A 24,888-nucleotide genomic window follows, 5' to 3' on the forward strand; every position below is an offset into this window, starting at 1 on the left:
TAAAACCTGAATATTAAAGTGGAATTTTATACTCATTAAAATCAATGTATTATGAAAAAAATCTTACTTCTAATTTTGCCATTAATTATTGCCTTAAATAGCTATTCGCAATCAAATTACAGCTTTACAAATGTTCGTAAAATAAATAGTATTTATACGGACATTAGCGCAACAGGTACTGTAATTACCATGTCAGATTTCAATTCCGGCAATTCAGTTACTCCAATTGAAATTGGTTTTCCTTTCAATTTTAGCGGCACAACATTTACTCAATGTATGATTAATGTTGATGGTGTATTAAGGTTTGGAACTGATGCCCCGGGTAGTCATTCAAGTTTATTTAGTGATAATGTTACAGAAAGTGGTTCAGCATTTACTACCACAGATTTAAATTATCAAAATGTAGTATATGCTTTGTTTATGGATTTGGTTCAGGGTAATGCCATGCCAACTTTTCATGTATTAACAGAGGGATTAACTCCAAACAGAATAACCACTATCCAATGGAAAAACTTGAAAGACAATATAGCTAATAGCTCATTAAACCAATTCGAAAACCTAGAATTTCAAGTCAAACTTTTCGAGACAAATAATGATATTCAAATTGTATATGGTAATTTTTTACCTTCTACAAATGGGATTGCTGGTAAATTTGCACAAGTAGGTTTAAAAGCTTCAAGCACATCATTTATTGGGGCAAAAAGAAGCAGTAGTATTAACCCATTTAATCTTACCGAATTTTTTAATCCTGCAACCCACACCATATTTAATTCATCAATGGCAATACGTAATACCATGCCTCCACCCACTGGTTTTGGTTTTATTTTTTATGGAATAAAAACTTTAGATGTTGGCATTGCAAAAGCTTATGTTGATTATAGTGTTGCCAAAACTGCAAATGCATCAAATTTTAATAGTGTGAGGGTAAAGAATGAAGGTACAACCACAGCGACATCAATTGATGTAACCATGACTATTACGGGTTCAAATACTTTTAGCCAAACTATCAATATTCCTACTTTAGCAGCAGGTGCAGATCAAGTTGTTGCCTTTTCAAATTATAATATTTCAAATATAGGCAGTCAGAATGTGCAATTTGTAGTTTCTACTGCTGGTGATGAAAGGATAGATAATAATAGTGTTACTAAAAATCAACTAGTTACTAATAGTTTTGCTCAAATATTTCCTGACTCACAAAGTCAAATAGCCATTGGGTTTAATAGTGTAGCTAATAATGAGGTAGCTATTAAACAATACGGTACAGGTACTAGAAGGATTTCACAAATCAGAATCCCTTTCAGCACCTATTTGGTAAGCGTAGCTTTAAAAATTTTGGATGATGATGGAGTTGGCAATATCCCAGGAACTGTATTGCATACCAGTGCTGCTCGCTTTACAAACGCAGATGGTGAAACAATTTTTAATTTGACCACACCCATTACTGTAACAGGAGATTATTATATTTCAATCAGACAGAACACAGCGGTAAATATGGGCTGGAATGCTGCATTACAAAGTCCAAATGTGTTAAATCGTATATATAATGGATTTTCAGGCAATTTTATTGTGCAAACTATAGGGAGTCCTTTTCATCCTATTTTAAAAGTAGTGGAGGAAAATAATTTAGCTGATGTAGGTATTATTGCGGTAACCAACCCAGCTTGTAGCTACAGCAGTACCAATCCGGTTACGGTTTCATTGCGAAATTATTCTACTTCTGTTCATGATTTTGTTGCCAACCCAGTAACTGTAAACGGAAGTATTAAAAATGAAACTACAAATACAAGTACACCATTTTCTGTTGTTAAAAATACAGGAACATTAGCGGCAGGTTTAAGTGTTGCTGTTGATGTATTGCCAAATTACGATTTTACACAAAGAGCAAGTCATAGGTTTCAGGTACAAAGCAACCTATTAAATGATGCAGAAGTAAGCAACGATAGTTTAACCTATGTAATTATAAATAGTATTAAAACCACAAAATCTATTGAAGGTCCAATTTGTCCGTTTACGCCAATTACAATAACTGCAGTAAGTGGAATTTTTAATAATTTACTTTGGGAAGTTAATGGAAGTACAACAAATGTAACTTCTTTAGCACTAAATCCTAGTGTAACAACAGTTGTAAAAATTAGGGGTACTGATTATCGGGGATGTGCAATTTCTGACAGCTTAATAGTAGAAGTAAAATCAATAGGATTGCCACCAACGCCAGTAATTTTAGGAGATGTTGTATTAAGCCATACTAATGGATTTAAAACAACACTAACCATTGATGCCCTTTCAGACCATACCGTTAATTGGATAGGAGATGGAACTGTGATTAACGGAGGTTTAGGTTACGTTGTACAAGGTTTTAGAGGGATAAATCCTGAAAATCATACGGCCTATTATAGAAATAATTTAACAGCTTGTGGCAGTAGCCCGGCAAATATTACCACATCTTTTGGGACTGGTATTTTAATGAACAACAATACGCCAGAAACCGTTTGTGCTACTAATTTTTATGATAGTGGAAATGCTTTTGGGCCGAATAATGGAAATGATAATTTTACGAAAACGTTTTTTCCTGCAACAGCTGGCGCTAAATTAAAATTAAGTATTTATGCGATTATATTGGGGCAGTTTTCGAGCATGAGAATTTATGACGGCACTGATGTTAATGCACCATTAATTGGTAACTTGGATAGGCTTTCTGCTAACAGCTTAAGCGAGTATATGGCTTCTAATGCTGATGGAGCTATTACCATCACTTTTAGAGCAAATAGTTCAACTAGTTCGGGTTGGTTAGCAGGCATTACCTGCGAACAGCCATTGCAATTTAAATCTGTAGCAAATGGTTCTTTTACCGACCCTATTATTTGGGAAAGTAAACTTCCGGCTTCCGCAAATTATGTTCCTGCAACCCGTAGGCCATTTAAAGGCGATGATTTGGTTAGTATTTCTCATGCTGTAGTAATGCCAACAAATACCACTATTCCTTTAGGACAAACAATAGTTGAAACTGCGGGTGTTTTAACAGTACCTGCTACTGCAAGTGTTTTAATATATACTGGCGGAACAACTTACGATCTTTCTGTAAATGGAGGTTTAGATGTGGGAGGACAGATTAGATCAGATCAATCCCAAAATGGTAAAATAGCTCTTATGGGAACATTAAATCTTACGGGAGGTATCGATGTTGATACTGTTGTCGTCAATCCTAATGTATTGGTAGCTAACATTATTGCATTAGGGAGTGCAAATATCAGTAGGTTAAAAGTCAATAATCCTAATGGAGTTAATTTAACAGGTAATTTATCAATTACTAAGATGTTAGATTTGCAAAACGGACTCTTAAATGTATCAAATGGAAATTACATCATATTGGTATCGGGTTTTGGATCATCTTTAAAAGGTGGCTCAGCAAATAGCTATGTTAATGGAAAATTAAGACGACAATCATTTCCTACTTCAGATACGTTACAATTTCCGGTTGGAAAGAATGGCATTTACAGAAAGATTGGATTATTAGCCAACCAATCAGATTTTGACAATTCTGTAGAATATGAAGCTGAGCTTTTTCCAACTGTACCAACTTCCAGAACATTGCCAATTGGCGTCAACTCAATTAATCAGCAATGGTATCATAAATTAAATATCATTAGTGGTGCTTCAAGATTTTCTGACGGGACAGTTACTATAGATTATCAAACTGCTGATGGAGTTACAGATTTAGCAAACCTGCGTATTGTTAAAGATGAGGGTGTAAATTGGATTGATATTGGTGCTAATGCAACCTTGGAAACGGTGAGTAGCGATGCAGTTACTACTTTAGGTGACTTTGTGTTGGGAAATGTAGATCCAGGTACACTGCCTGTTAATTTAATTCGCTTTAATGCCGAAATTATTGATAGATATGCGCAACTTAATTGGCAGGTAGCTCACGAAATTAGTTTTTCGGGTTATGAAATAGAAAGAAGCGTGGATGGTAAAATTTTTGAAAAAATAGGTAAGGTTGATGGGATTGGAGCAAATGGACTAATTAATTATGATTACAAGGATTTCAATTTAACGAATAACACTATTTATTATTACCGTTTAAAAATGATAGATGCTGACGGGAAATTCAAATATAGCAACTTGGTAAGTGTAGCTACTAAGGGTTTAATGGCTAAAGCTGATGTAAGAATAGCTCCGAATCCTTTTATAGATAGGTTTACGGTAAATTATCAAAGCTCAGAATCGGAAAATATTAAAATTCAATTGATTGATTTAACTGGGCGAATGATTAAAGAGCATAATTACCAAGTTGTTAAAGGGTTAAACGAAATAGCTATTTTAACAGGAGAGTTACCAAAAGCAACCTATTTGGTTAAGTTGATTTCAAAAAATGGAATGGTGGTTGAAAAAGTAATGAAGAAATAGTTATTTCAGTATTCAACTAAAATTAAAAACCCTGCTTATCTATTAAATAAGCAGGGTTTTCTTTGTTTTTGATGTTTATTTTTTGAATCTTAAATAAATTTTTTCGGACTCTTCAGTATCCGATCTTAATACGGAATCTCAGTTTATTATTAATTTATTTGATGCATTGGATAATGAGAAATATTAAAATACAATAGCAGACACGCTAACTAAATCAAAATCTAATAAACAATTTAATTTCGAAAGGGTTATTTTTTTCATATCCGTAAGTTCAGACTCTAAGCTTTCTATCATATAAAAATCAAGCTCAATAAGGAGGGATTGCAAATTTTATTTTTTATACATTGTACAATAATGAAGGCTATTTCAGAAATCGTTTTTGCAACTTGGTATCATGCTTTTATAGCCATGTTCCTATTCTTTAACCTTATTTATTGGGGATTCTCGCTTACTGCTAAGCTTGTTTTTCGGTATTTCGAACGCAAAAAACAATTGGTACAAGTAGATAATCACTTTCTATATCCATGGCAACAAAAAAAAGAAATTCTGCAATCTATGAGGTCGATATTTATCTTTAGTTTACAGGGTATCTTGATTCAACAAGGAATTGTAAATGGCTGGTTTCATATTGGCACAACGTTAAGTTGGTGGCTTTTACCCCAAATCATTATTCTTTTTTTATGGAATGAAATTCATTTTTACCTGGTTCATTTTCTTTTACATACTAAATTCATGATGAAGAATATCCATCATGTACATCATCAATCAAAAGAACCTACTGTGTTTTCTACGTTTAGTTTTCACTGGTTAGAAGCATTTTTATTGGGTACGGTCATATTTTTTCCATTGTTGATTTTTCCTTTTCAGCTTTGGGCAATACTTTCTTTACCGATAATGAGTTTGATTATCAATCTAATGGGACATTCCAACTATGATTTGTTTCGCAATAACAAGCCAGAACATATTCTTAAGTTTTCATATCGCCACAGCATGCACCATAAGCGAGGAAAAGGTAATTTAGGATTTTTATTACCGTGGCTAGATCAACTTTTTAAAACAACAGCAAAGTAGAACAAATGACTAAAGTTTATATTACGGCAACAGGTAGTTATTTGCCAAATAAACCGGTTGACAATGACGAGATGGAAAATTTTTTAGGGTTAATTAACGAAACTCCATCCCGTACAAGAGCAATTTTTCTAAGAAAAAACGGAATAAAAACTAGATTTTATGCTTTAGACCGTCAACAAAACACCACGCATAAAGCTTATGAAATGGCAGCTTTGGCTGTAAGAAACTGTATCAATGTTAGTTCGTTAGATTTTAGTGAAGTAGAAATGTTAAGTGCAGCAACTACCCAAAGCGATTTGCCTGTACCTGGTTTTGCAAGTATGGTGCATGCAGAAAGTGGAATTGGACGCTGTGGGTTGGCCTCTCATCAAAGTGTTTGTGCGGCAAGTTTAATGGCTATACAAAATGCCTATTTACAGGTAAAATCTAACACGGTTAACAATGCGGTTTGCTGTGCAGCAGAATTACCCAGCAGAATGTTTAAAGGAAAACGTTTTGAAGGTCAGCAAGCTTTTGCAAATGGAGAAACAGCGCTTCCTTTAGAAACGGATTTTCTCCGTTGGATGCTGAGCGATGGGGCAGGAGCTATGCTATTACAAAATGAGCCGAGTAGACAAAAACTTTCGTTAGCGATAGAATGGGTAGATTTAAAATCCTATGCACATGCGCATGAATTGTGTATGTACACCGGAACGCAAAAAGAAGCTGGCGAAATTGGGAAAACATGGTTGGATTATGATAACATCAGCCAAGCTAATGCTGCAGGGGCGCTAAACCTGAAACAGGATATGAGCCAAGTTGATAATATCGTGAAACTGGGTATTCAGCGTTTTTTCGAATTGGTGGATGAAAATCAGTTCAATCCTGATGAAATTGATTGGTTGGTTTGTCATTATTCTTCCCATCATTTTAGGCCTCAGATTGTAGAATTGCTTAAAAAAGGTGGTGTAGAAATACCAGCAGAAAAATGGTTTACCAATCTTTATACTACCGGCAATATTGGTTCAGCCTCTATTTTTGTGATGTTGGATGATTTAATTAAAAGTGGTAATCTAAAGGCTGGACAAAAAGTATTGTGCATGGTGCCCGAAAGTGGCAGATTCATTACTGGTTATATGCTACTTACGGTAACAGGACCAGAAAACGGAAGTGCATTCACAGAGAATATCGCAGAAATTAAACCTCCAGAAATCAGAGTTCAGGATAAACCAATCCAAGAATGGTTGGTGCGCCAGCTTTCTGTGGTTTGGTTCGATTTCGAACGCGGTCTGCAACAAGTGCCAATTGTGAAGAAAATCTTTAACGGGAGTTTGACATTGGAAGAATACAAACGCTTGTTGGTCAACCTACGTCAGCAAGTAATTGATGGTTCTCAATGGATAGCCAGAGCGGCTTCTAACGTAAGTATGGAATATTTCCCGGTTCGTTCAGCTTTTATAAAACACTCTTCTGATGAACACAGAGATTACCAGATTTTAGAGAAAAACTATATTAATTGTGGCGGATTGTCAGAGGAAATTCTGACAGGTAATAAAAATATTGGAAGCGAAGCACTCAGCGCCTACATGTTTCATCGGGCAAGTCAGCCCAACCCCTTCGATTTATTGGGTGGCATGTTTATCATTGAAGGATTAGGCAACAGAGTTTCTGGGAAGTGGGGCAGAGCAATCCAGCAACAGCTTAATTTAGATAAAGATCAGGTTTCATTTTTTATCTACCATGAATCCAGTGATAGCAACGATAATCATTTTGAACGTTTTGAGCAAGCCATCCAATCAGAATTGCTGACCAAAGAAATGGCAGAAAAAATAGTAAAGACAGCGAAGGTGGTGGCCAAGCTTTACACGCTGCAATTACAGGAATTAGACAATTTTTAAGGACAATATCGCATGTTGCATAAAAAAGAATATTTCGAAAATATGGTGAACGAGCCGAGAAACCCAAGCCATTGGCATGCGATGTTTCTTGATAAAAGTGTTCCATTTAATGCAGATGCTAAGGCTGCATTTTTATACGATTCTTCTACAAAAAGCAGGCAGTTTCTATATCCAGTGGCTAAAGTTTTTGCAAGACTTTCAATTGTGCTGATGCAATTTTTTAAGATTTTTATTCCGAACCTAATCAATGCGCCAAAGATGCTGCATAAAAGTCTGTTTTGGGGAATGAAATATTTTATTACACCAGAAGCAAACTTTATCATCCTTCGGCATTTTTACCTCGGTTCAGAAGTGCTTCGTTTTATCAAAGACAACGTAGACGGATCAACCGATATTCCAATGAATCCGTTAAAGCCTTTGGGAGTGAGCGACGTGAAAGACAATCTTTTTTTAGAACACGACCTTAACCTTTATAATTTCATTATCAACCTAAACAAGGCAATAGAAGAGAAGGGTTTAAAAATAACAAAGAAAGAAAAACCTGATTTTAGCGCTATTACTGCAGGAGAAATTCCTTTCAGAGAGTTTAGAGACGGATGGACAAATTTTATCGACTTAGGTACTGCTATAGAAATTTTCACACCAGTATATCAGTTTTATCTTACAGACAATGATTTTTGGAGAGCGACCAATTCTTTACAGCTTGATGAAGTAATAGGGATTTATGCAGCAACCATTATGGATTGCCCCGAGAAACTTACTGCGCTGAATAACAAACATCCTATGATTCCACTACCGACTGCGGGGGCTGCTTTCAGGCTATTGCTACACGGATTTTCTACGGAAGTATTACATGCATTATTGGTGCAGGGTAAGCTTGCAAAGATTGAAAGTACTTAGGGTAGGATGATTTCGCTTGATTTTGTTAATTCAATATTCTTCTAAAATTAAAAACCCTGTTCATTTATTATATGAACAGGGTTTTCTTTGTTTTTGATGTTTATCTGGTGATCCCTCTGGGATTCGAACCCAGGACCACTACATTAAAAGTGTAATGCTCTACCAGCTGAGCTAAGGAATCATTAAAAAAACGAATTTTTTTAAGTTGTGCAAAGATAGAGTTTCTCTTTAACCTTGCAAATAGTTTCTGTCTTTTTTTAAATTCAGTTTGTTAAGCGTCTTAACATCAACTAAAAAAAAATTAATTATTTCTTAACAACCTAAAAATGGGGCGTTTGTTTTTAATATTTATGAATAACTAATTGCCATTCTGTTTTCATGATGTTGATAGAAAGGCTCAAAATCATTATCTAATAATCCACAGGTTACTACACTAGAGATAAAGGAAACATCACCAAAGATATTGGCCACAGCGGCGTCGGCAGCATCACGTCCGATAGCTATTTTAACCATTCCGTTTAATGGGATTAATCTGGTTGCATCAAACAATAACCACTGACCATTAATATAGGCTTCAAAACAAGCATGAAAATCTTGAGGAACAAGTTGGTAGGCATATCCAGTAAAGTATCTGGCCGGTATGGTTAAAGCCCTACATAAAGCAATTCCTAAATGGGCAAAATCCCTGCAAACACCAGCTTGTTCTGTAACCGTGTCATAAGCAGAGGTTTCAGAATTAGTAGAGCCGCTTAAATATTCTACATTTAGATAAATCCAATAGGTTAATGCCTGAACTTTTTCAAAATCATCTTTTTTATAGCCAAACATATTATTTGCTAAACGATATAATTTATCCGATTGGCAATACCTGCTGGGATTTAAATAAGTTAAAACATCACCTGGCAATTTTGCAATATTAACATCACTAAAGGCTTCTATTTCTTTAATTATAAAGGCATTCTCTACAGTTGCCTCATAACTTATTGATAAGTTTTCTGTGGGTTTTAAAGCCAGGCTTACTAATCTATTTGCTTCTGCAGTGGATAATAGTTCTTTGAAATCTGTTTCTGGTGAAATAAGTAATTGTTCGGAAATTATTTTTTGTTCCGTTTTTAAGGCATGGATACTTAAGATGATGGAACTTTCCGAATTGATTTTATATTTTAAATCAGCATTTACTTTAAATTTCATAGATTAAGACAAGTAGATTATACAAAAACTAAATTATTAGCCTCTTACTTTAACGGATAAAGGTATGTATTGAAGTGCTTGATTTTTGTATGATTAATAACATTTTAAAAGAATTTTGAACGCAATAACAGCGTTTTACTTTATGATGGCAACAAATGCCATTACTGGCAAAATCATTTTTTTTACTAGCTAATTTGATGCCGATAATTATAATTTTATCAGAATAATTAAAGCCTTAATGATAAATTATAACCAAGGTTTAAAAATTCATTTTGCAGCCCGCATTAAAATATTGATTTTGCGATAAATATTTAAACATGATAGATTTTAGAAGCGATACGGTAACGAAACCAACCGAAGCCATGTTGGCAGCTATGATTACCGCAAAAGTGGGTGATGATGTTTTTGGGGAAGATGAGACCGTAAATGCATTAGAAGAAAAAACTGCTGCACTTTTTGGGATGGAAGCTGGTTTATTTTGCCCTTCTGGCACCATGACCAATCAAATCGCTATAAAATGTTTTACGCAGCCTTTAGATGAAGTAATTACCGATCAAACTGCCCATGTTTATAGGTATGAAGGTGGTGGAATCATGTTTAATTCTGGAGCTTCGGTAAGATTACTCAATGGAAATAGAGGCATAATCACTGATGAAATGATTGAAGAGGAAATTAATCCGATAGGAAATGTACATCATCCGCATACCAGTTTAGTTGTTTTAGAAAATACAGTGAACCGTGGTGGCGGTAGTTGTTATTTTTTAAAGGATATTGAACCAATATATCATTTGTGTAAACTAAAAAATTTGAAGCTCCATTTAGACGGTGCAAGAATTTTTAATGCCCTGGCTTATACTAAAGATGAGGCAAAATTATACGGTAATTATTTTGATGGTATTTCTGTTTGCCTATCCAAGGGTTTAGGTGCACCAGTAGGTTCTGTTTTGTTGGGTAGTAAGCAAACCATCCAATATGCAAAAAGGATAAGAAAGGTTTTAGGAGGAGGAATGCGACAGGCAGGTTTTTTGGCTGCTGCTGGAATATATGCATTGGACTATCATATCGATAGATTACAGACTGATCATTTGCATGCAAAACAATTAGAAAGCTGTTTATTAAAATTGCCTTTTGTAAAGCGGGTTTTGCCGGTGCAAACTAATATTGTAATTTTTGAGATTGATGATTCCAGAGATGCAGAAAAATTAGTAAATCAGCTTAAAGAAAAAGGCATTTTATCCGGAACTTTTGGTAAGCAAACGATAAGATTTGTTACTCATCTAGATATTAGTAAGCAGCAGATAGAACAAACTATTGAAATATTAAGTCTTATCGATTAGACTTTTAGGTAATGTGATTATAAAAGTTGTTCCTAAATCTACAACACTTTCTACGTCAATTTGACCTTTAAGATTTTTTAATAGCTCTTTAACAATAAATAAACCCAAGCCTGAAGAGCTTTCATTGTTGGTTGGTTTATTTCTGAGTTTATTAAATTTATCGAATAGTTTTTTCTGATCTTCTTCAGATATTCCAGGTCCCTCATCCTTGATTTTGATGAGAAAATTATTTTTCACAAATTCTAAATCAACATTTATATTTTTTTGAAACGGCGAGAATTTTACTGCGTTGGAAATAACATTATATAAAACCCTTTTCAAAAAATTAAGGTCTGTCTTTATAATTTCTTCTTTAGATTTAGCCGTGTAAAAAATCTTAATAGATTTTGCTTCTGCGATAGAACTGAAAGATTTAACCGTTTCTTTGATAAAACCATCAAGATTAAATTCTTCTATATAAACGTTTAAAGGGAAATTCTCTACGCTATTTAGTGTCTCCATTTGCTCTATCAAATGGAAAACATATTCTAAACTTTTATTAAAAATACCTATTAATTCCTCGCTCTCCTCATTGGTAGCAAATTCCTGAAAAAGATAGGAAAGCATTTTAATATTGCTTAACGGAGATTTAAGATCATGAACCAATATTTGTAATAATTGGTTTTTTTCTTCCATGATGTTCTCTAAATCATCATTCTTTTTTTCAAGTTCTATGTTTAATTTTTCTAATTCTAAATTTTTATTGTAGAGAGAGTCTTTATAATATTGCCTATCTAAATAATGACTTACCCATTGCCCTAAATAATGCACTAAATCTATATCGGCAACAGAAAATTCTTTTTCTTTCGGCTTTGTTGATGAGAAATTTAGTGTTCCTACTTCCCCATCATTATATTTGATGGGTGTACCTATGTAACAATTTACATTGTTTTTTTGATGACTAAAATTTTTGCTATAATCAGAATTTGCAATGTTATTTATCGCTAATAAGGCATCCTTTTTTAAGGTCTCGTCACATAAAGTGTTCTTAACATCAATGGATTCATTTTTATCAAATATTTGATTAGATAGGCTGTAGTATTCATTAAAGGTATATTTATTGTCTTTAATAAGACAAATGACCCCTAATTCTAAATTCAATAAAGTACAGGCAGCTTTTAAAATGTCATTTAATGAATTTTGTTTTTCTACATTATCGTTGATTAAAATAGAACTGAGTTTATAAATTTCGTTCAAACGACTTTTATATTCTTGTGGAGTATGATTCATAAAAAATAACAGTTGCTTTGTGGTGCGCTATTTTTAAATATCATGCAATATATAAATATTATTAAAAATTAATAAGCCACCATCAACTGCCTTACGTAATAAATATGATGGAAATTTTTTAATAAGGATGTTTCTATAATTATTTTAAATTTGTTTTGATGGATAAAATATTGATAGCTAATAGAGGAGAAATTGCGTTGAGGGTAATGCGCAGCGCCAAAGAAATGGGAATTAAAACAGTTGCTGTTTTTTCTGAAGCAGATAGAAATGCCCTTCATGTTCGTTATGCAGATGAAGCTGTCTTTATTGGTCCTGCTGCATCGAATCAATCTTATTTAGTTATTGATAAAATAATTGATGCCTGCAAATTAACAGGTGCTCAAGGGATACATCCTGGATACGGATTTTTATCCGAAAATGCAGAATTTGCCAGAAGGGTAAAAGATGCGGGTTTAATATTAATCGGGCCATCTCCTGAGGCAATGGAAATAATGGGTAACAAACTATCGGCGAAAGCTGCTGCCTTAAAATACAATATTCCTATGGTTCCTGGTACAGAAGAAGCCATTACTGATGTTGCTGATGCTAAAAGAAGAGCGATAGAAGTAGGTTTCCCGATTTTGATAAAGGCTGCTGCAGGCGGCGGCGGAAAAGGGATGAGAATAGTAGAAAAATCCGAAGATTTTGTTGAACAAATGGATTTAGCGGTTTCAGAAGCTGTTTCTGCTTTTGGGGATGGTGCGGTTTTTATTGAAAGATATGTTACCTCTCCCCGTCACATAGAAATCCAAATATTAGGAGATACACACGGTAATATCGTTCATCTTTTTGAAAGAGAATGTTCAGTTCAGCGTCGCCATCAAAAGGTGATTGAGGAAGCGCCATCATCAGTTTTAACCGAAGAAATTAGAACTAAGATGGGGAAATGTGCTGTAGATGTTGCCCGGTCTGTTAATTATACGGGAGCAGGGACAGTAGAATTTATTTTAGATGAAAATCTGGATTTTTTCTTTTTAGAGATGAATACCCGTTTGCAAGTAGAACATCCTGTTAGCGAATTGATTACCGGAATAGATTTGGTAAAAGAACAGATTAAAATTGCCAGGGGAGAAGCCATCAGCTTTAAGCAAGAAGATTTAAAAATTAATGGGCATGCCATGGAACTTAGGGTTTATGCAGAAGACCCAAAAAATAATTTTTTACCTGATATTGGCACTTTGCAAACTTATATTACTCCGAAAGGAAACGGTGTAAGGGTTGATGATGGTTTTGAACAAGGAATGGAAATCCCTATTTATTACGACCCTATGATTGCTAAATTGATCACCTACGGAAAAGATAGGGAAGAAGCAATAGAAAGAATGGTAAGGGCGATTGACGAATATGAGATTACAGGGATTGAAACCACCTTGCCTTTTGGTAAATTTGTGATGCAACATCAGGCTTTTACGTCTGGTAATTTTGATACGCATTTTGTGGGTAAATATTTTGAGCCACAAATGTTGGATCATCAGAATGAAGATGAAGCAATGATTGCTGCGATATTAGCTACCAAATTATTATCAGAAAAAGAAAACAAAAATGTTATCAATAAAGTTGCTCAAACATCTTCTGCTTGGCAAAAGAACAGGAAGATTTATTCATAAAACTATACAATTTTGTTTACAGGAATTATAGAAACATTGGGCACAGTTACCCAATTGGTAAAGGAACAAAGCAATTTACACATCACCATTAAATCGGCTTTTTCTAGAGATTTAAAAGTTGATCAATCGGTGGCGCACAACGGGGTTTGTTTAACGGTTGTGGCTTTCGCCGATGATGAGCATACGGTTACTGCCATTGATGAAACCTTGCAAAAATCTAATATTGGATTCTTTAAAGTTGGCGATTTAGTAAACCTGGAACGTTGTATGCAAATGAACGGACGTTTGGACGGGCATATTGTTCAAGGTCATGTAGATCAAACCGCTGTTTGTAAAAACGTGGAAGAGACCAATGGAAGTTGGGTTTTTACATTTGAATATGATGCTGCAAAAGGAAACGTAACTGTAGAAAAAGGTTCTGTTTGTGTAAATGGGATTAGTTTAACCGTTGTTAATTCTGGTGTAAATACATTTTCTGTCGCCATTATTCCCTACACTTATGAGCATACCAATCTTCAAAATATTAAATCTGGCGACACAGTAAACCTAGAATTCGATATTATTGGGAAATATGTAGCCAAGATGATGGGAGTCAAAACCTTATAAAATCCTAATCCAATTCTTCTTTAACGATTTAAAAAATCAATTTCCTCATTTTCCTAAAATAATTATATCCGTTCTAATGTTAATTTAATATTAATTTTATGTAAATTTAAAATTAATAAAACCTAATTAGCATTGATAATCAAAAACTTAATAAAATTTTTTTTCTTGATTGTGAGCTTTATCTGCTTTTCTAATAGACCTGTTTATGCCCAAAATATTGCATTTCAATTTTATGATGAAACATTCAATATCAAGATCGATAGTGCCTTAAATATACCTTTCAATGATTCTTTAACCCAAGAATCTGTGATCAAATTCTATCAGGCTGCCAGCAAACAAGATTTTGAACCCATAATAAATAAGTTAATCAGTTATAAAAATAAAGAGAAATTAAACGATTGGTTTTATTATCAATTGGTTAGAAAAACCGTTCAGCAAATTAGCCCTAAGGAAGTTAATTATGAAAGATATACCCTTTACAAATGGTTTTTCTTATTAAAATCTGGTTATGATACAAGGCTGGCGGTTGGTAAAAATCAGTTATTATTTTATGTTTGGAGTGATGATGATATCAGTGATATCCCATTTTACAAAGACGGTAAAAAGCAATTGGTTTGTTTAAACTTTCATGATTATCCAAATGCAGATTATCAAAAGGATAAATTATATCCGGTAGCTATCGAATTGCTAGAAAATAATGTGATGTTTTCTTACAAAGTAACCCAAATCCCAGATTTTAAAACTGAAGATTACCAGGATAAAACGCTTCAGTTTGATTATAAACAGAGGAACTATCATTTTAATATAAAGCTGAATAACGAGGTTCAAACTTTGTTTAAGAATTATCCTGTTGTAGATTTTGAATCTTATTTTAATATCCCTTTAAGCAGGGAAACCTATCAGTCGATTATTCCATACCTAAAAAGAAACCTAAAGGGATTAAGCCAAAGAAAAGGTGTTGATTATCTGATGCGTTTTACCAGAAATGCTTTTTTGTATGAAAGTGATCAGGAAAACTTTGGCAAAGAGAAACGTTTATCTCCAGAGCAAACTTTGTTCAATAATTATAGCGATTGCGATGATCGGGCTGCTTTATTTTTTTATTTGGTAAAAGAGATTTATAATTTACCAATGATTGCTTTGTTGTATCCAACTCATATTACCATGGCTGTTAATTTTGATAAAGCTATAGGCAACCCCATTTTTTACAAGGGACAAAATTATTACGTTTGCGAGCCTACCCCGCAAAAAAAGGATTTGAAATTAGGGCAGCAAAATCCTTTATTATCAAAAGTTGAATATCAAGTTGTTTATCAGTATTTGCCTATTGGCAACAAGAATTAATTTTTAAGTCCTTTAGCATAATTATTCTCAATTACATATCTTTCACTCCCTTCATTATCCCTATAATTTTCTTCGGTAGTAGTAACTAAACTGGTATTGTTAAGCACTTTAATTTCTAAAAAATTAATAGAATCTTTTATACTTTTTAATGTGATCACGTTATCAGCAAAAAGGTAGATTCCTGTTTCGGAAACTTTTTTGTTTTTTCGTATTACATAGGAGCCATCAATAAAAGTGACAGAAGTTTCTTCAATTGAATCTACTAAATTTTCATCAGTTAAATTCCCATTAATAAATGAGCTATATTTTGTTGAAACTAAACTCCAGGAACCTTGTAATTTGGAGGAATCAGAAACAGAATTTTCATCTTTTTTACAAGAAGAAGTTATAGTGAAAATAAACGTAAAAATTAATAATAGTGGATTCTTAATTATTTTAAAGTAATTACTTTTTTGCATAAATTAAATTACGTGATACAATTAAAAACAGATTTTTTAATTGTAAAACCCTTTTCAAGACATCAATTTAGAATGATAAAATGCTTTAAAATAGTGGATAAAAAATTCTCTTTTGAAGCATCCAATTAGCCTTAATTTATTAACTTCGCATACAATTTTTCAAGGGTAAATCCCTTTATTTTTGAATAAACTAAATTATGGCAGAAGAAACCGATTCAGGCGAAGCACAGTTTGATAAAATCATAAAAATAAATATTGAGGAAGAAATGAAATCGGCGTACATCGATTATTCGATGTCGGTTATTGTTTCGAGGGCTTTGCCCGATGTGAGAGATGGATTAAAGCCCGTACACCGCAGGGTTTTGTACGGAATGCTGGATTTAGGTTTAGCGAGTAATAAGCCTTATAAAAAATCTGCCCGTATTGTTGGGGAGGTTTTAGGTAAATATCACCCACATGGTGATAGTTCTGTTTATGATACCATGGTGCGTATGGCACAACCCTGGAGCTTACGTTATCCATTAGTAGACGGTCAAGGTAACTTTGGGTCAATTGATGGAGATTCGCCGGCTGCAATGCGTTATACGGAGGCTCGTTTCAAAAAAATGGCCGAAGAGATGTTGGCTGACATCAATAAAGATACGATTGATTATCGTTTAAACTTTGATGATTCCTTACAGGAGCCTACAGTTTTACCTTGTAAATTCCCTAATTTATTGGTGAATGGTGGTAGTGGTATTGCAGTAGGTATGGCTACCAATATGGCTCCACATAATTTAACGGAGTGTATTGATGGGATCATGGCTTACATTGATAACAGAGATATTGAGATTCCGGAGTTGATGCAATATGTAAAAGCACCAGATTTCCCTACCGGAGGTATCATTTACGGTTATGAAGGTGTAAAAGATGCTTTTGAAACTGGTCGTGGACGTATCATGATGCGAGCCGTTGCCGAGATTGAAACTTTACCAAACGATAGGGAAAGAATTATAGTGAGCGAAATACCTTATCAGGTAAATAAAGCCATGATGATTGAGCGTACTGCTGATTTGGTTAACGATAAAAAAATTGAAGGTATTTCTGAAATCAGGGATGAATCTGACAGAGATGGAATGCGTGTTGTTTATGAGATTAAGCGTGATGCCAATGCTGCTATCGTTTTAAATAACCTTTACAAACACACTGCTTTACAAACTTCTTTTAGTGTTAACAATATCGCTTTAGTGCATGGTCGCCCGATGATGTTAAATCTTAAAGATTTGATTCGTCATTTTGTAGAGCACCGCCATGAAGTTGTGGTAAGAAGAACCAAATTTGAATTAGCAGAAGCAGAGAAAAGAGCTCATATTTTAGAAGGTTTATTAATTGCTCTAGATCATATTGAAGAAGTAATTAAATTGATAAGAGCTTCTCAAACTCCAGAAGAAGCTAGACTAGGTTTAATCTCTGAATTTGGATTATCTGATATCCAAGCTAGGGCAATTTTAGATATGACGCTTCGTCGTTTAACTGGTCTTGAAAGAGATAAGATTAAAGACGAATATGCAGAATTGATGAAAACCATCGAATACTTAAACTCTATCTTAAACGATGAAGGTTTAAGGATGCAGATCATTAAGGATGAATTGCTAGAGATGAAAGAAAAGTATGGTGATGAACGTAGAACCCAAATAGTTCACTCGGCAGCAGAAATGATGACAGAAGATTTCATCGAAGATGAAGATGTTGTGATTACCATTTCTAGGGAAGGTTATATGAAACGAACAGCCTTAACAGAATATCGTACTCAAGGCAGGGGAGGGAAAGGTAGTTTAGGTTCTAATTCTAGAGATGAAGATTTTATTGAGCGTATTTTCATTGCATCAAACCATAATTATTTATTGTTTTTTACCGATAAAGGAAAATGTTATTGGTTAAGGGTATTTGAAATTCCGGAAGGAACAAGAACCAGTAAAGGAAGAGCACTTCAGAATATTATCAATATCGATAAAGAAGAAAAAGTTAGGGCTTATGTAAAAGTTGTAAATCTAAAAGATAAAGAATACCTAGAGAACAATTGTATTATTATGTGTACCAAAAAAGGTACCATCAAGAAGACAACTTTAGCAGCTTACAGTCGCCCACGTAGTAATGGTATCAATGCCATTAATATTAACGATGGTGATGAATTATTAGAAGCAAACTTAACTTCTGGTACTTCTGAAATTGTAATGGCTTTACGTAGCGGAAGGGCTATTAGGTTTAACGAATCTAAAGTTAGGCCAATGGGACGAACTGCCACTGGTGTAAGAGGAATTACCTTATCAGCCCCAGACGATGAGGTTGTTGGTATGATAAGTGTTGAGTCGAATGAGAGTACTATTTTGGTAGTTTCAGAAAACGGTTACGGAAAGCGTACGGACGTTGATGACTATAGAGTAACCAACAGAGGTGGAAAAGGAGTTAAAACCATAAACGTAACAGAAAAAACCGGTAAGTTAGTTTCTATTAAAGATGTAACTGATAAAGACGATTTAATGATAATTAATCGTTCTGGTATTGTAATAAGAATTGCGATGAGCAGTTTAAGGATAATGGGAAGAGCTACCCAAGGTGTTAGATTGATAACATTGAAAGGAAAAGATTCTATAGCCTCAGTTGCAAAAGTAGAACATGATGACGAAGAAGTTTTAGACGAAAGCGTTATTGTAACTGATGGAGAAGTTTTAGATGTGGTTGAAGAAGAAGAGTCTCCAGAAGATTTAGATGAGGAGACTGAAGCAGAAGATGATGCATCTGAAGATACAGAAGAAGATAATAACGAAGAAGAAAACTAAATTAGAAACAACAATTTAAAAGAATGAAAAAGACCATTTTAAGTTTAATGATGCTTTCTTACTTTTCTGTTGCTTTTGCGCAAAAAAGTGAAATTGCCAGTGCCAAGCAAAATTATGCCTTGTACGAGGTAGGATTACAGACTAAATCTCCGATGAAAAAACAATTGGAGCTCTTAAACTTGGCTAAAGAATCAACAGATAAAGCTATAATAAATGCAAAAACAAAAGATGATGCAGAATTATGGGCATATCGTTCTATCATTTTTTCTTCAATTGCAGTTACAGATACAGTTAATAAAGCAAATTCAGAATCTGCATTTAAATCTGCACAGGATGCTTTAGCTAAAGCAAAGGAATTGGATACCAAAAAAGAAAATGTAAGGTATATTGATAGTTCTGAGCAAAATTTGGCTATTATGATGCAAAACAAAGGTGTTGCAGCTTTCAACAAGAAAGATTACCAAGAAGCTTATAGCTCTTTTAAATTTATTGCTGACGTTAAGCCTCAGGATTCTTTATTCAATATGTATACTGCAATTGCCGCAAATAGTGCACAAATGTATGATGAAGCAGCAAAATATTACAGGAAAACAATTGATGTAAATCCTACAAATCCTGCTTTATATGATGAGTTAGCTAAAGTTTATTTAGCGAAAACTGATACTACCAACGCATTAAAAGTAATAGAAGAAGGAAGGATCAAACACCCAGAATTTATGACTTTGATTTATGATGAGTTAAATATTTATTTAAATCGTGGTCAGGCTGCTAAGCAAATTTCTAAAATTGAAAATGCAATTGCTAAAGATCCAAAAAACAAAACTTTATATTTTGTTGCTGGTGTTGCTTACTCTGCTAATAAACAATTAGATAAAGCAGAAGAATCTTATAATAAAGCTTTAGAAATTGACCCAAGTTATGCTGATGCGATTTATAATTTAGCGGTAATTTACATTAATAGAGGTAATGAATATATTACTCAAGCAAATAAATTACCAAATAACAAAGCTTCTGATGTTAAATATAACGAGCTTAAGAAAAAATTTGAAACTGAATTGGGTAAATCTGTCCCATTATTAGAGAAAGCTCAAGAACTTAATCCTAAGGATGTAAACACCCTAAATACTTTAAGAGAGGTTTACATTAAATTAAATAAATTAGATAAAGCTGCGGAAGTTAAAAAGACATTAGATCAAATGTAATTTCTTATTAGAATAATGAATTGAAAGTCCTGAAGAAATTCAGGACTTTTTTTTATCCTAGTTTTTCTGAGTTGGTAGATTTAAAAGTGTTAAATCTTGGTCTGTGGATTTTAACAGTTCTTTTAGACAAATCTAAACTGGCATTTAATTCAAACCCTATCAATAAAATTAAAGAATTAAGATAAAGCCAAAGCATAACTACCAACAGTGTACCGATAGAACCGTAAAGCTTGTTATAGGTGCCAAAATTATTGATATAATAGGTAAATCCTAAAGAAGTTAAAATCGCAAGTATTGTTGCAAACCAAGAACCAGCACTAAAAAACTTCCACTTTTTGGAATTGGCAGGACCGTATCGATATAATAATGATGTTGTAACAAAATATACAATTATGATGATTAACCATCTGCTTACCATAATTAAATATATCCAAAATGCGCCATCTTTTAAATGCAATTCGTTTCTTATAAAAGTGATTATAAATTCACCAATTATCATTACGGCCACTCCAAGAATCAATGAAAAAGAAGTGAGTATAGTAAGTACTAATGCAACGATTCTTTGTTTTATCCAAGATCTTGTCTCTACTATCAAAGATGATTTATTAAAAGCTTGCATTAAAGTATCAATTCCATTAGTAGCAAATATTAAAGCCAAGATAAACCCTAAAGACAATAATTTAGAATTTTGATTTTTCACAATATCTTCTAAAGTAGATTCAAAAGCTAAATAGGCATTCTCAGGTAATAATATAGAGATGAGTGCCATTAACTGATTTTGAAAGTTATCTATAGGAATATAAGGAATCAGTGTAAATAGAAAGATGATAGACGGGAATAAAGCCATCATAAAATTATAGGCCAAAGAAGAAGCTTTGTTAACCAAAGAATCTTTTTGTATTTCCTGAAAGAAAAATGAAGCAACGGTATAAAGTGGTAGTGGACTAAAACCAGGTAATACAATTACCTTTGTCCATTCTATAAATGTTTGGTAAAATTTAAATCTTAGAAGAAATTGATGAAACCAAAGCATTAATCTAAGTTAGGAAAATAAGTCTCAATCTTTTCCATAAAGTTTTTTGGGGCGAGGCAAGGCTTGTTCTTCTCCATATTCACAAAAACCAAAGTTGTTTCCCCAATATGGATAAGTTCATCTTTTTCATTAAATAATTCATAGATGAAAATAATCCTTACACTTGGCTTTTGATTGATAGTTACCCTAATTTTCAATACCTCATCATACAAAGCTGGTTTAATGTATTTCGATTTCATCTCTAAAACAGGCATCATCACACCATCTTGCTCCATACCTCTGTAGGTTAAGCCTAAACTGCGAAGCATTTCTGTACGGGCAACTTCAAAATAAGAAGCATAATTACCGTAATATACATAACCCATTTGGTCTGTATCGGCATATCTTACTCTTAAACTGGTTTCAAACTCAAACATTATTTTTTAATATTTCTTTCATTTAAAGCTTGTTGAAACCTTTTGGCATTGGCCAAATGATCTTTTAAATTATCAGCAAAATTATGATAACCAGAAAAATCTTCTTTAGCACACATGTAAATGTAATTGTGATTTTCATGATTCAAAACAGCATCTATGGCTGCTATAGAAGGCATCATGATTGGTCCTGGTGGCAATCCTTTGTATAAATAAGTGTTATAAGGAGAATCTTTTCTAAGTTGTTTATTTAATACTCGCCTTATGCTAAAATCATTATTTGCAAATATAACAGTAGGATCTGCTTCTAATTTTATCCCTCTTTTTAAACGATTTAAATATAAGCCGGCAATGGTTGGCATTTCTTTATCCATTAAAGCTTCCGAATCTACAATTGAAGCTAAAACGGTGACCTCTTGAGGAGACAAATCAATTTCTTTGGCTTTGTTTCTTCTTTCATCTGTCCAAAATTTTTCATATTCCTTGTTCATTCTCTCAAAGAAATCTTTGGCAGAAATATTCCAATACATCTCATAAGAGTTTGGGATAAACAGGGTATAGATGTTATCTTTTGTAAAGCCGTAATTTTTAATAAAATCTACAGAATCAATTAAATTAATTAAGGATGTAGAATCAAATTCTAGTTTTTTTGCTGCAGTGGCGGCGAAGTTTTCTTTTAATCTGATGTTTCTAAAACCTACCTGTACAGGTTCCTGATTTCCTGCAATAAGCATATTTAATATTTGCCTATTATTCATTCCTTTTTTAAAAGGATATTTACCTGATTTTATTTTAGAACTATACTCACGGTCTTGTGCTAAATTTAAAAATGTTTTTTTATCCTTTAATAATTGGTGCTTATCAATAGAATCTAAAACTTGTTGGTAAGTGGCATTTGTAGGGATATATAGATAAGTCTTGCTATCGATGTTTGTATTGGCTTTTAAGTATTTCCTATAAATACCTGGCAAAATTAAAACGCAAGCTAGAACTATTAATACTATTAAAATTAAGGCAACTGAGCCTCCTTTTTTTTGATGATTATCCATTAAATTTAATAAATGTTTAAAACGATCTTGATTGAAAAATTATACAATTAAGAAGAAATACTTTGTAGCTTAAGTAAGCCACCGATTAAATTTTGGGTTTTTTTAAAGCCAGCATTTTGTAAAATAATTTTAGCTGTTTTACTTCTCAACCCTCTTTGGCAGATTACTATAATTGGTTTGTTTTGGTCGATATCTAATTCATCTTCTTTAATGGCATTTGGTAATTCTCCTAATGGGATATTTATACCGCCAATGTTAAATGTATAAAACTCTAATTTTTCCCTAACATCAATAATCTGAAGATTAGGTTGTAATTTTCTCAATTTTATAAAATCTTCTGCAAATATATCTTCCATTGTTATTGGTTAGATATAACAACATTAATATTGGTACCAATGTTTACCTTAATTAAGGAATCAGGATTGTAAAGCGGAGTTTGATATTTAATTACTGCACTTAAAGAATCTTTAACAGCTCCTTCATAAGTTATACTACCTAATGTTAACGATGCACCTTTTAAAGAAAACATTGCTTCGCTTAAAGTTAAGCCTACTAAATTTGGAAGCTCTACTTCACTTGCACCAAAACCATCACCTAAAACTAAATTTATCTTAGATCCTTTTGGTACTTTTTGTCCTATTCTAAGAGGCTGCCCAGCAAAAGTAAATTCTAAAACTGCATCTCTCGCAATATCAGATCTATAAATGGTATCACCCACTTTTAAACCATAATTGCTTAACATGGCTTGTGCTTCAATAAATGTTTTATTTTCTATATCAGGGAAATTAACATCTGGAGTTTGTGAACTTACAATGGTCAAATAAATCATCCTGTTATCTTTCACATTTGTATTCGCATCCGGATCTTGTTCCGTAACTAATCCGGGTGCTTTATCCAAAATAAAAACAGAATCTACCTGATATCTAAATCCTTCGTTTTCTAAAATTTCTACAGCTTTTTCAATTGATAAACCTTTAAGATCTGGAACTGGTTTCCCTTCACCATGTCTTGTATAAAATCGCAAACTTATAAACAGCGTAAAAATCAATATACTGATTACAGCAAAGGCAATAATTAAATTTTTACGAAAAACTGGTGTTGCTAAATATTTAAAGAATTTACTCATTTACAATAGGTACATCATTTTATGCAAACTTAACCAATTTAAAGAAATTGCATCAATTAAATTATCTACAAAAATGTATGCTTGAAAGATTAAATTTATATTTGGTTAAATTTTAAAATGATCCTTTAGGATTAAATCAATCATAAAATAGATGAGGAAAAAGGTCGCATTGCTTGCTGGCGGTTATACTGGAGAATACGTAGTATCATTAAACAGTGCTCAACAAATTGAACATCAATTAGATGAAAACTTATATGAAGTTTATAAAATCATCATCAATAAAACAGAATGGTATTACGAGAGTAAAAGCGGTCAAAAAATCCAAATTGATAAAAACGATTTTAGTTTATTAGTGGACGGAGATAAGATAAATTTCGATGTGGTTTTTATTATTGTTCATGGTTCGCCGGGAGAAGACGGTAAAATGCAAAGCTATTTTGATTTGTTGCAAATTCCATATACCACTTGTGATGCTACAACATCTGCGATAACTATGAATAAGGCCTACACAAAGGCCGTTGTGAAAGATATTAATGGTTTAAATACCGCAAATTCTATTCAATTATTTACACAAGAAAATTCAAATACAAAAGAGATAGAAAGCCAGTTAAAGCTTCCTTTATTTATTAAACCCAATAACGGTGGTAGCAGTATTGGAATGTCTAAAGTCAATAGTTGGGATGAACTACAAGAGGCTTTAAATAAGGCTTTCGCCGAGGACAATCAAATTTTAATAGAAGAGTTTATCAAAGGAAGAGAATTTACGGTTGGTGCTTATTTAGAGAAAGGGGAAATTAAGGTTTTACCCATTACAGAGATAAAATCATCTAAAGAGTTTTTTGATTATGAAGCAAAATATACTGCGGGAGTTACCCAAGAAATTACGCCAGCAGAAATCGCTGAGGAACAAACTTTAAAAGTAGGGGAAATTGTAAAGTCTATTTATTCAAAACTAAACTGTAAAGGAATGGTTAGGGTAGATTTTATTCTTCAGGATTTTACAGAAGAATTCTTTTTTATAGAAATCAATACTGTTCCTGGTCAATCAGAAAACAGTATTATACCACAACAAGTAAGGGCCGCCGGTATGAAAGTGAAAGATTTTTATTCTTTATTGATTGAAGAAGCTTTGACATGAAA

19 protein-coding genes and 1 tRNA gene are annotated in these 24,888 nt (G+C 33.2%); 11 read left to right on the forward strand and 9 right to left on the reverse strand.

Annotation, left to right across the window (positions count from 1 at the left end; all coding sequences use genetic code 11):
• The first annotated feature begins 51 nt into the window (after nt 1-51).
• The 4 genes from A5893_RS07010 (at nt 52) to A5893_RS07025 (ending at nt 8,255) form a co-directional block, all read left to right on the forward strand.
• On the forward strand, nt 52-4,407 hold the full coding sequence (locus A5893_RS07010; RefSeq protein WP_068821830.1) for a T9SS type A sorting domain-containing protein: 4,356 nt from the start codon (nt 52-54) through the stop codon (nt 4,405-4,407).
• Nucleotides 4,408-4,761: 354 nt separating this feature from the next.
• Nucleotides 4,762-5,478, forward strand: coding sequence for a sterol desaturase family protein (locus tag A5893_RS07015; RefSeq protein WP_068821831.1), 717 nt, complete (start codon nt 4,762-4,764; stop codon nt 5,476-5,478).
• 5 nt (nt 5,479-5,483) lie between these two features.
• Complete coding sequence (locus tag A5893_RS07020) at nt 5,484-7,355, forward strand: beta-ketoacyl-ACP synthase III (protein WP_068821832.1); 1,872 nt, start codon at nt 5,484-5,486, stop codon at nt 7,353-7,355.
• Nucleotides 7,356-7,367: 12 nt separating this feature from the next.
• Nucleotides 7,368-8,255 carry a DUF6999 family protein gene (locus A5893_RS07025; protein ID WP_068821833.1) on the forward strand — a complete coding sequence of 296 codons (888 nt, stop codon included), beginning with the start codon at nt 7,368-7,370 and terminating at the stop codon, nt 8,253-8,255.
• A 105-nt stretch (nt 8,256-8,360) separates the two neighbouring features.
• On the opposite strand, the gene A5893_RS07030 is transcribed toward A5893_RS07025, so the two are convergent.
• Nucleotides 8,361-8,436, reverse strand: a tRNA-Lys gene (locus A5893_RS07030).
• A gap of 167 nt (nt 8,437-8,603) precedes the next feature.
• The gene (locus A5893_RS07035; protein WP_068821834.1) at nt 8,604-9,446 is read right to left on the reverse strand and encodes a transglutaminase-like domain-containing protein; all 843 of its coding nucleotides are present in this window, start codon (nt 9,444-9,446) and stop codon (nt 8,604-8,606) included.
• A gap of 317 nt (nt 9,447-9,763) precedes the next feature.
• On the opposite strand from A5893_RS07035, the gene A5893_RS07040 reads away from it, so the two are divergent.
• Entirely contained in the window at nt 9,764-10,783 is a 1,020-nt protein-coding gene (locus A5893_RS07040) for a threonine aldolase family protein (protein ID WP_068821835.1), read from the forward strand.
• Here A5893_RS07040 and A5893_RS07045 read toward each other — a convergent pair.
• A complete protein-coding gene (locus A5893_RS07045; protein WP_068821836.1) occupies nt 10,766-12,052 on the reverse strand; it encodes a GAF domain-containing sensor histidine kinase in 1,287 nt (428 codons plus the stop codon). The two genes, A5893_RS07040 and A5893_RS07045, sit on opposite strands and share 18 nt — an antisense overlap.
• A gap of 158 nt (nt 12,053-12,210) precedes the next feature.
• Between A5893_RS07045 and accC the strand changes: the two genes are divergently transcribed.
• From accC to A5893_RS07060, 3 genes are all read left to right on the forward strand, one after another.
• The gene (gene accC / locus A5893_RS07050; RefSeq protein ID WP_068821837.1) at nt 12,211-13,698 is read left to right on the forward strand and encodes an acetyl-CoA carboxylase biotin carboxylase subunit; all 1,488 of its coding nucleotides are present in this window, start codon (nt 12,211-12,213) and stop codon (nt 13,696-13,698) included.
• A 12-nt stretch (nt 13,699-13,710) separates the two neighbouring features.
• Nucleotides 13,711-14,304, forward strand: a complete 594-nt coding sequence (locus A5893_RS07055; protein WP_068821838.1) for a riboflavin synthase — start codon at nt 13,711-13,713, stop codon at nt 14,302-14,304.
• A 171-nt stretch (nt 14,305-14,475) separates the two neighbouring features.
• Nucleotides 14,476-15,648 (forward strand): hypothetical protein, encoded by a 1,173-nt coding sequence (locus A5893_RS07060; protein ID WP_232456829.1) that lies wholly within the window; start codon nt 14,476-14,478, stop codon nt 15,646-15,648.
• Here the strand turns inward: A5893_RS07060 and A5893_RS07065 are convergent.
• The gene (locus A5893_RS07065) at nt 15,645-16,106 is read right to left on the reverse strand and encodes a hypothetical protein (RefSeq protein WP_068821839.1); all 462 of its coding nucleotides are present in this window, start codon (nt 16,104-16,106) and stop codon (nt 15,645-15,647) included. The two genes, A5893_RS07060 and A5893_RS07065, sit on opposite strands and share 4 nt — an antisense overlap.
• 197 nt (nt 16,107-16,303) lie before the next feature.
• Here A5893_RS07065 and gyrA point away from each other — a divergent pair, with 197 nt between their 5' ends.
• Nucleotides 16,304-18,925 (forward strand): DNA gyrase subunit A, encoded by a 2,622-nt coding sequence (gene gyrA, locus A5893_RS07070; protein ID WP_068821840.1) that lies wholly within the window; start codon nt 16,304-16,306, stop codon nt 18,923-18,925.
• Nucleotides 18,926-18,948: 23 nt separating this feature from the next.
• Nucleotides 18,949-20,127, forward strand: a complete 1,179-nt coding sequence (locus A5893_RS07075) for a tetratricopeptide repeat protein (RefSeq protein WP_068821841.1) — start codon at nt 18,949-18,951, stop codon at nt 20,125-20,127.
• A 52-nt stretch (nt 20,128-20,179) separates the two neighbouring features.
• On the opposite strand, the gene A5893_RS07080 is transcribed toward A5893_RS07075, so the two are convergent.
• The 5 genes from A5893_RS07080 to A5893_RS07100 are packed head-to-tail and all read right to left on the reverse strand — an operon-like array spanning nt 20,180 to nt 23,748.
• Entirely contained in the window at nt 20,180-21,160 is a 981-nt protein-coding gene (locus A5893_RS07080) for a YihY/virulence factor BrkB family protein (protein WP_068821842.1), read from the reverse strand.
• A complete protein-coding gene (locus A5893_RS07085) occupies nt 21,160-21,576 on the reverse strand; it encodes an acyl-CoA thioesterase (RefSeq protein WP_068821843.1) in 417 nt (138 codons plus the stop codon). Before A5893_RS07085 ends, A5893_RS07080 begins: the two co-directional genes overlap by 1 nt.
• Nucleotides 21,576-22,622 (reverse strand): endolytic transglycosylase MltG, encoded by a 1,047-nt coding sequence (mltG, locus tag A5893_RS07090; protein ID WP_068821844.1) that lies wholly within the window; start codon nt 22,620-22,622, stop codon nt 21,576-21,578. The genes A5893_RS07085 and mltG overlap by 1 nt, the downstream gene beginning before the upstream one ends.
• Before the next feature lie 47 nt (nt 22,623-22,669).
• The gene (locus tag A5893_RS07095) at nt 22,670-22,978 is read right to left on the reverse strand and encodes a rhodanese-like domain-containing protein (protein ID WP_068821845.1); all 309 of its coding nucleotides are present in this window, start codon (nt 22,976-22,978) and stop codon (nt 22,670-22,672) included.
• 2 nt (nt 22,979-22,980) lie between these two features.
• A complete protein-coding gene (locus A5893_RS07100; protein WP_068821846.1) occupies nt 22,981-23,748 on the reverse strand; it encodes a PASTA domain-containing protein in 768 nt (255 codons plus the stop codon).
• 151 nt (nt 23,749-23,899) lie between these two features.
• Between A5893_RS07100 and A5893_RS07105 the strand changes: the two genes are divergently transcribed.
• Nucleotides 23,900-24,886, forward strand: a complete 987-nt coding sequence (locus A5893_RS07105; protein ID WP_068821847.1) for a D-alanine--D-alanine ligase — start codon at nt 23,900-23,902, stop codon at nt 24,884-24,886.
• Nucleotides 24,887-24,888: the final 2 nt, after the last annotated feature.

It is taken from the genome of Pedobacter psychrophilus (assembly GCF_001652725.1).
Classification (GTDB): domain Bacteria; phylum Bacteroidota; class Bacteroidia; order Sphingobacteriales; family Sphingobacteriaceae; genus Pseudopedobacter; species Pseudopedobacter psychrophilus.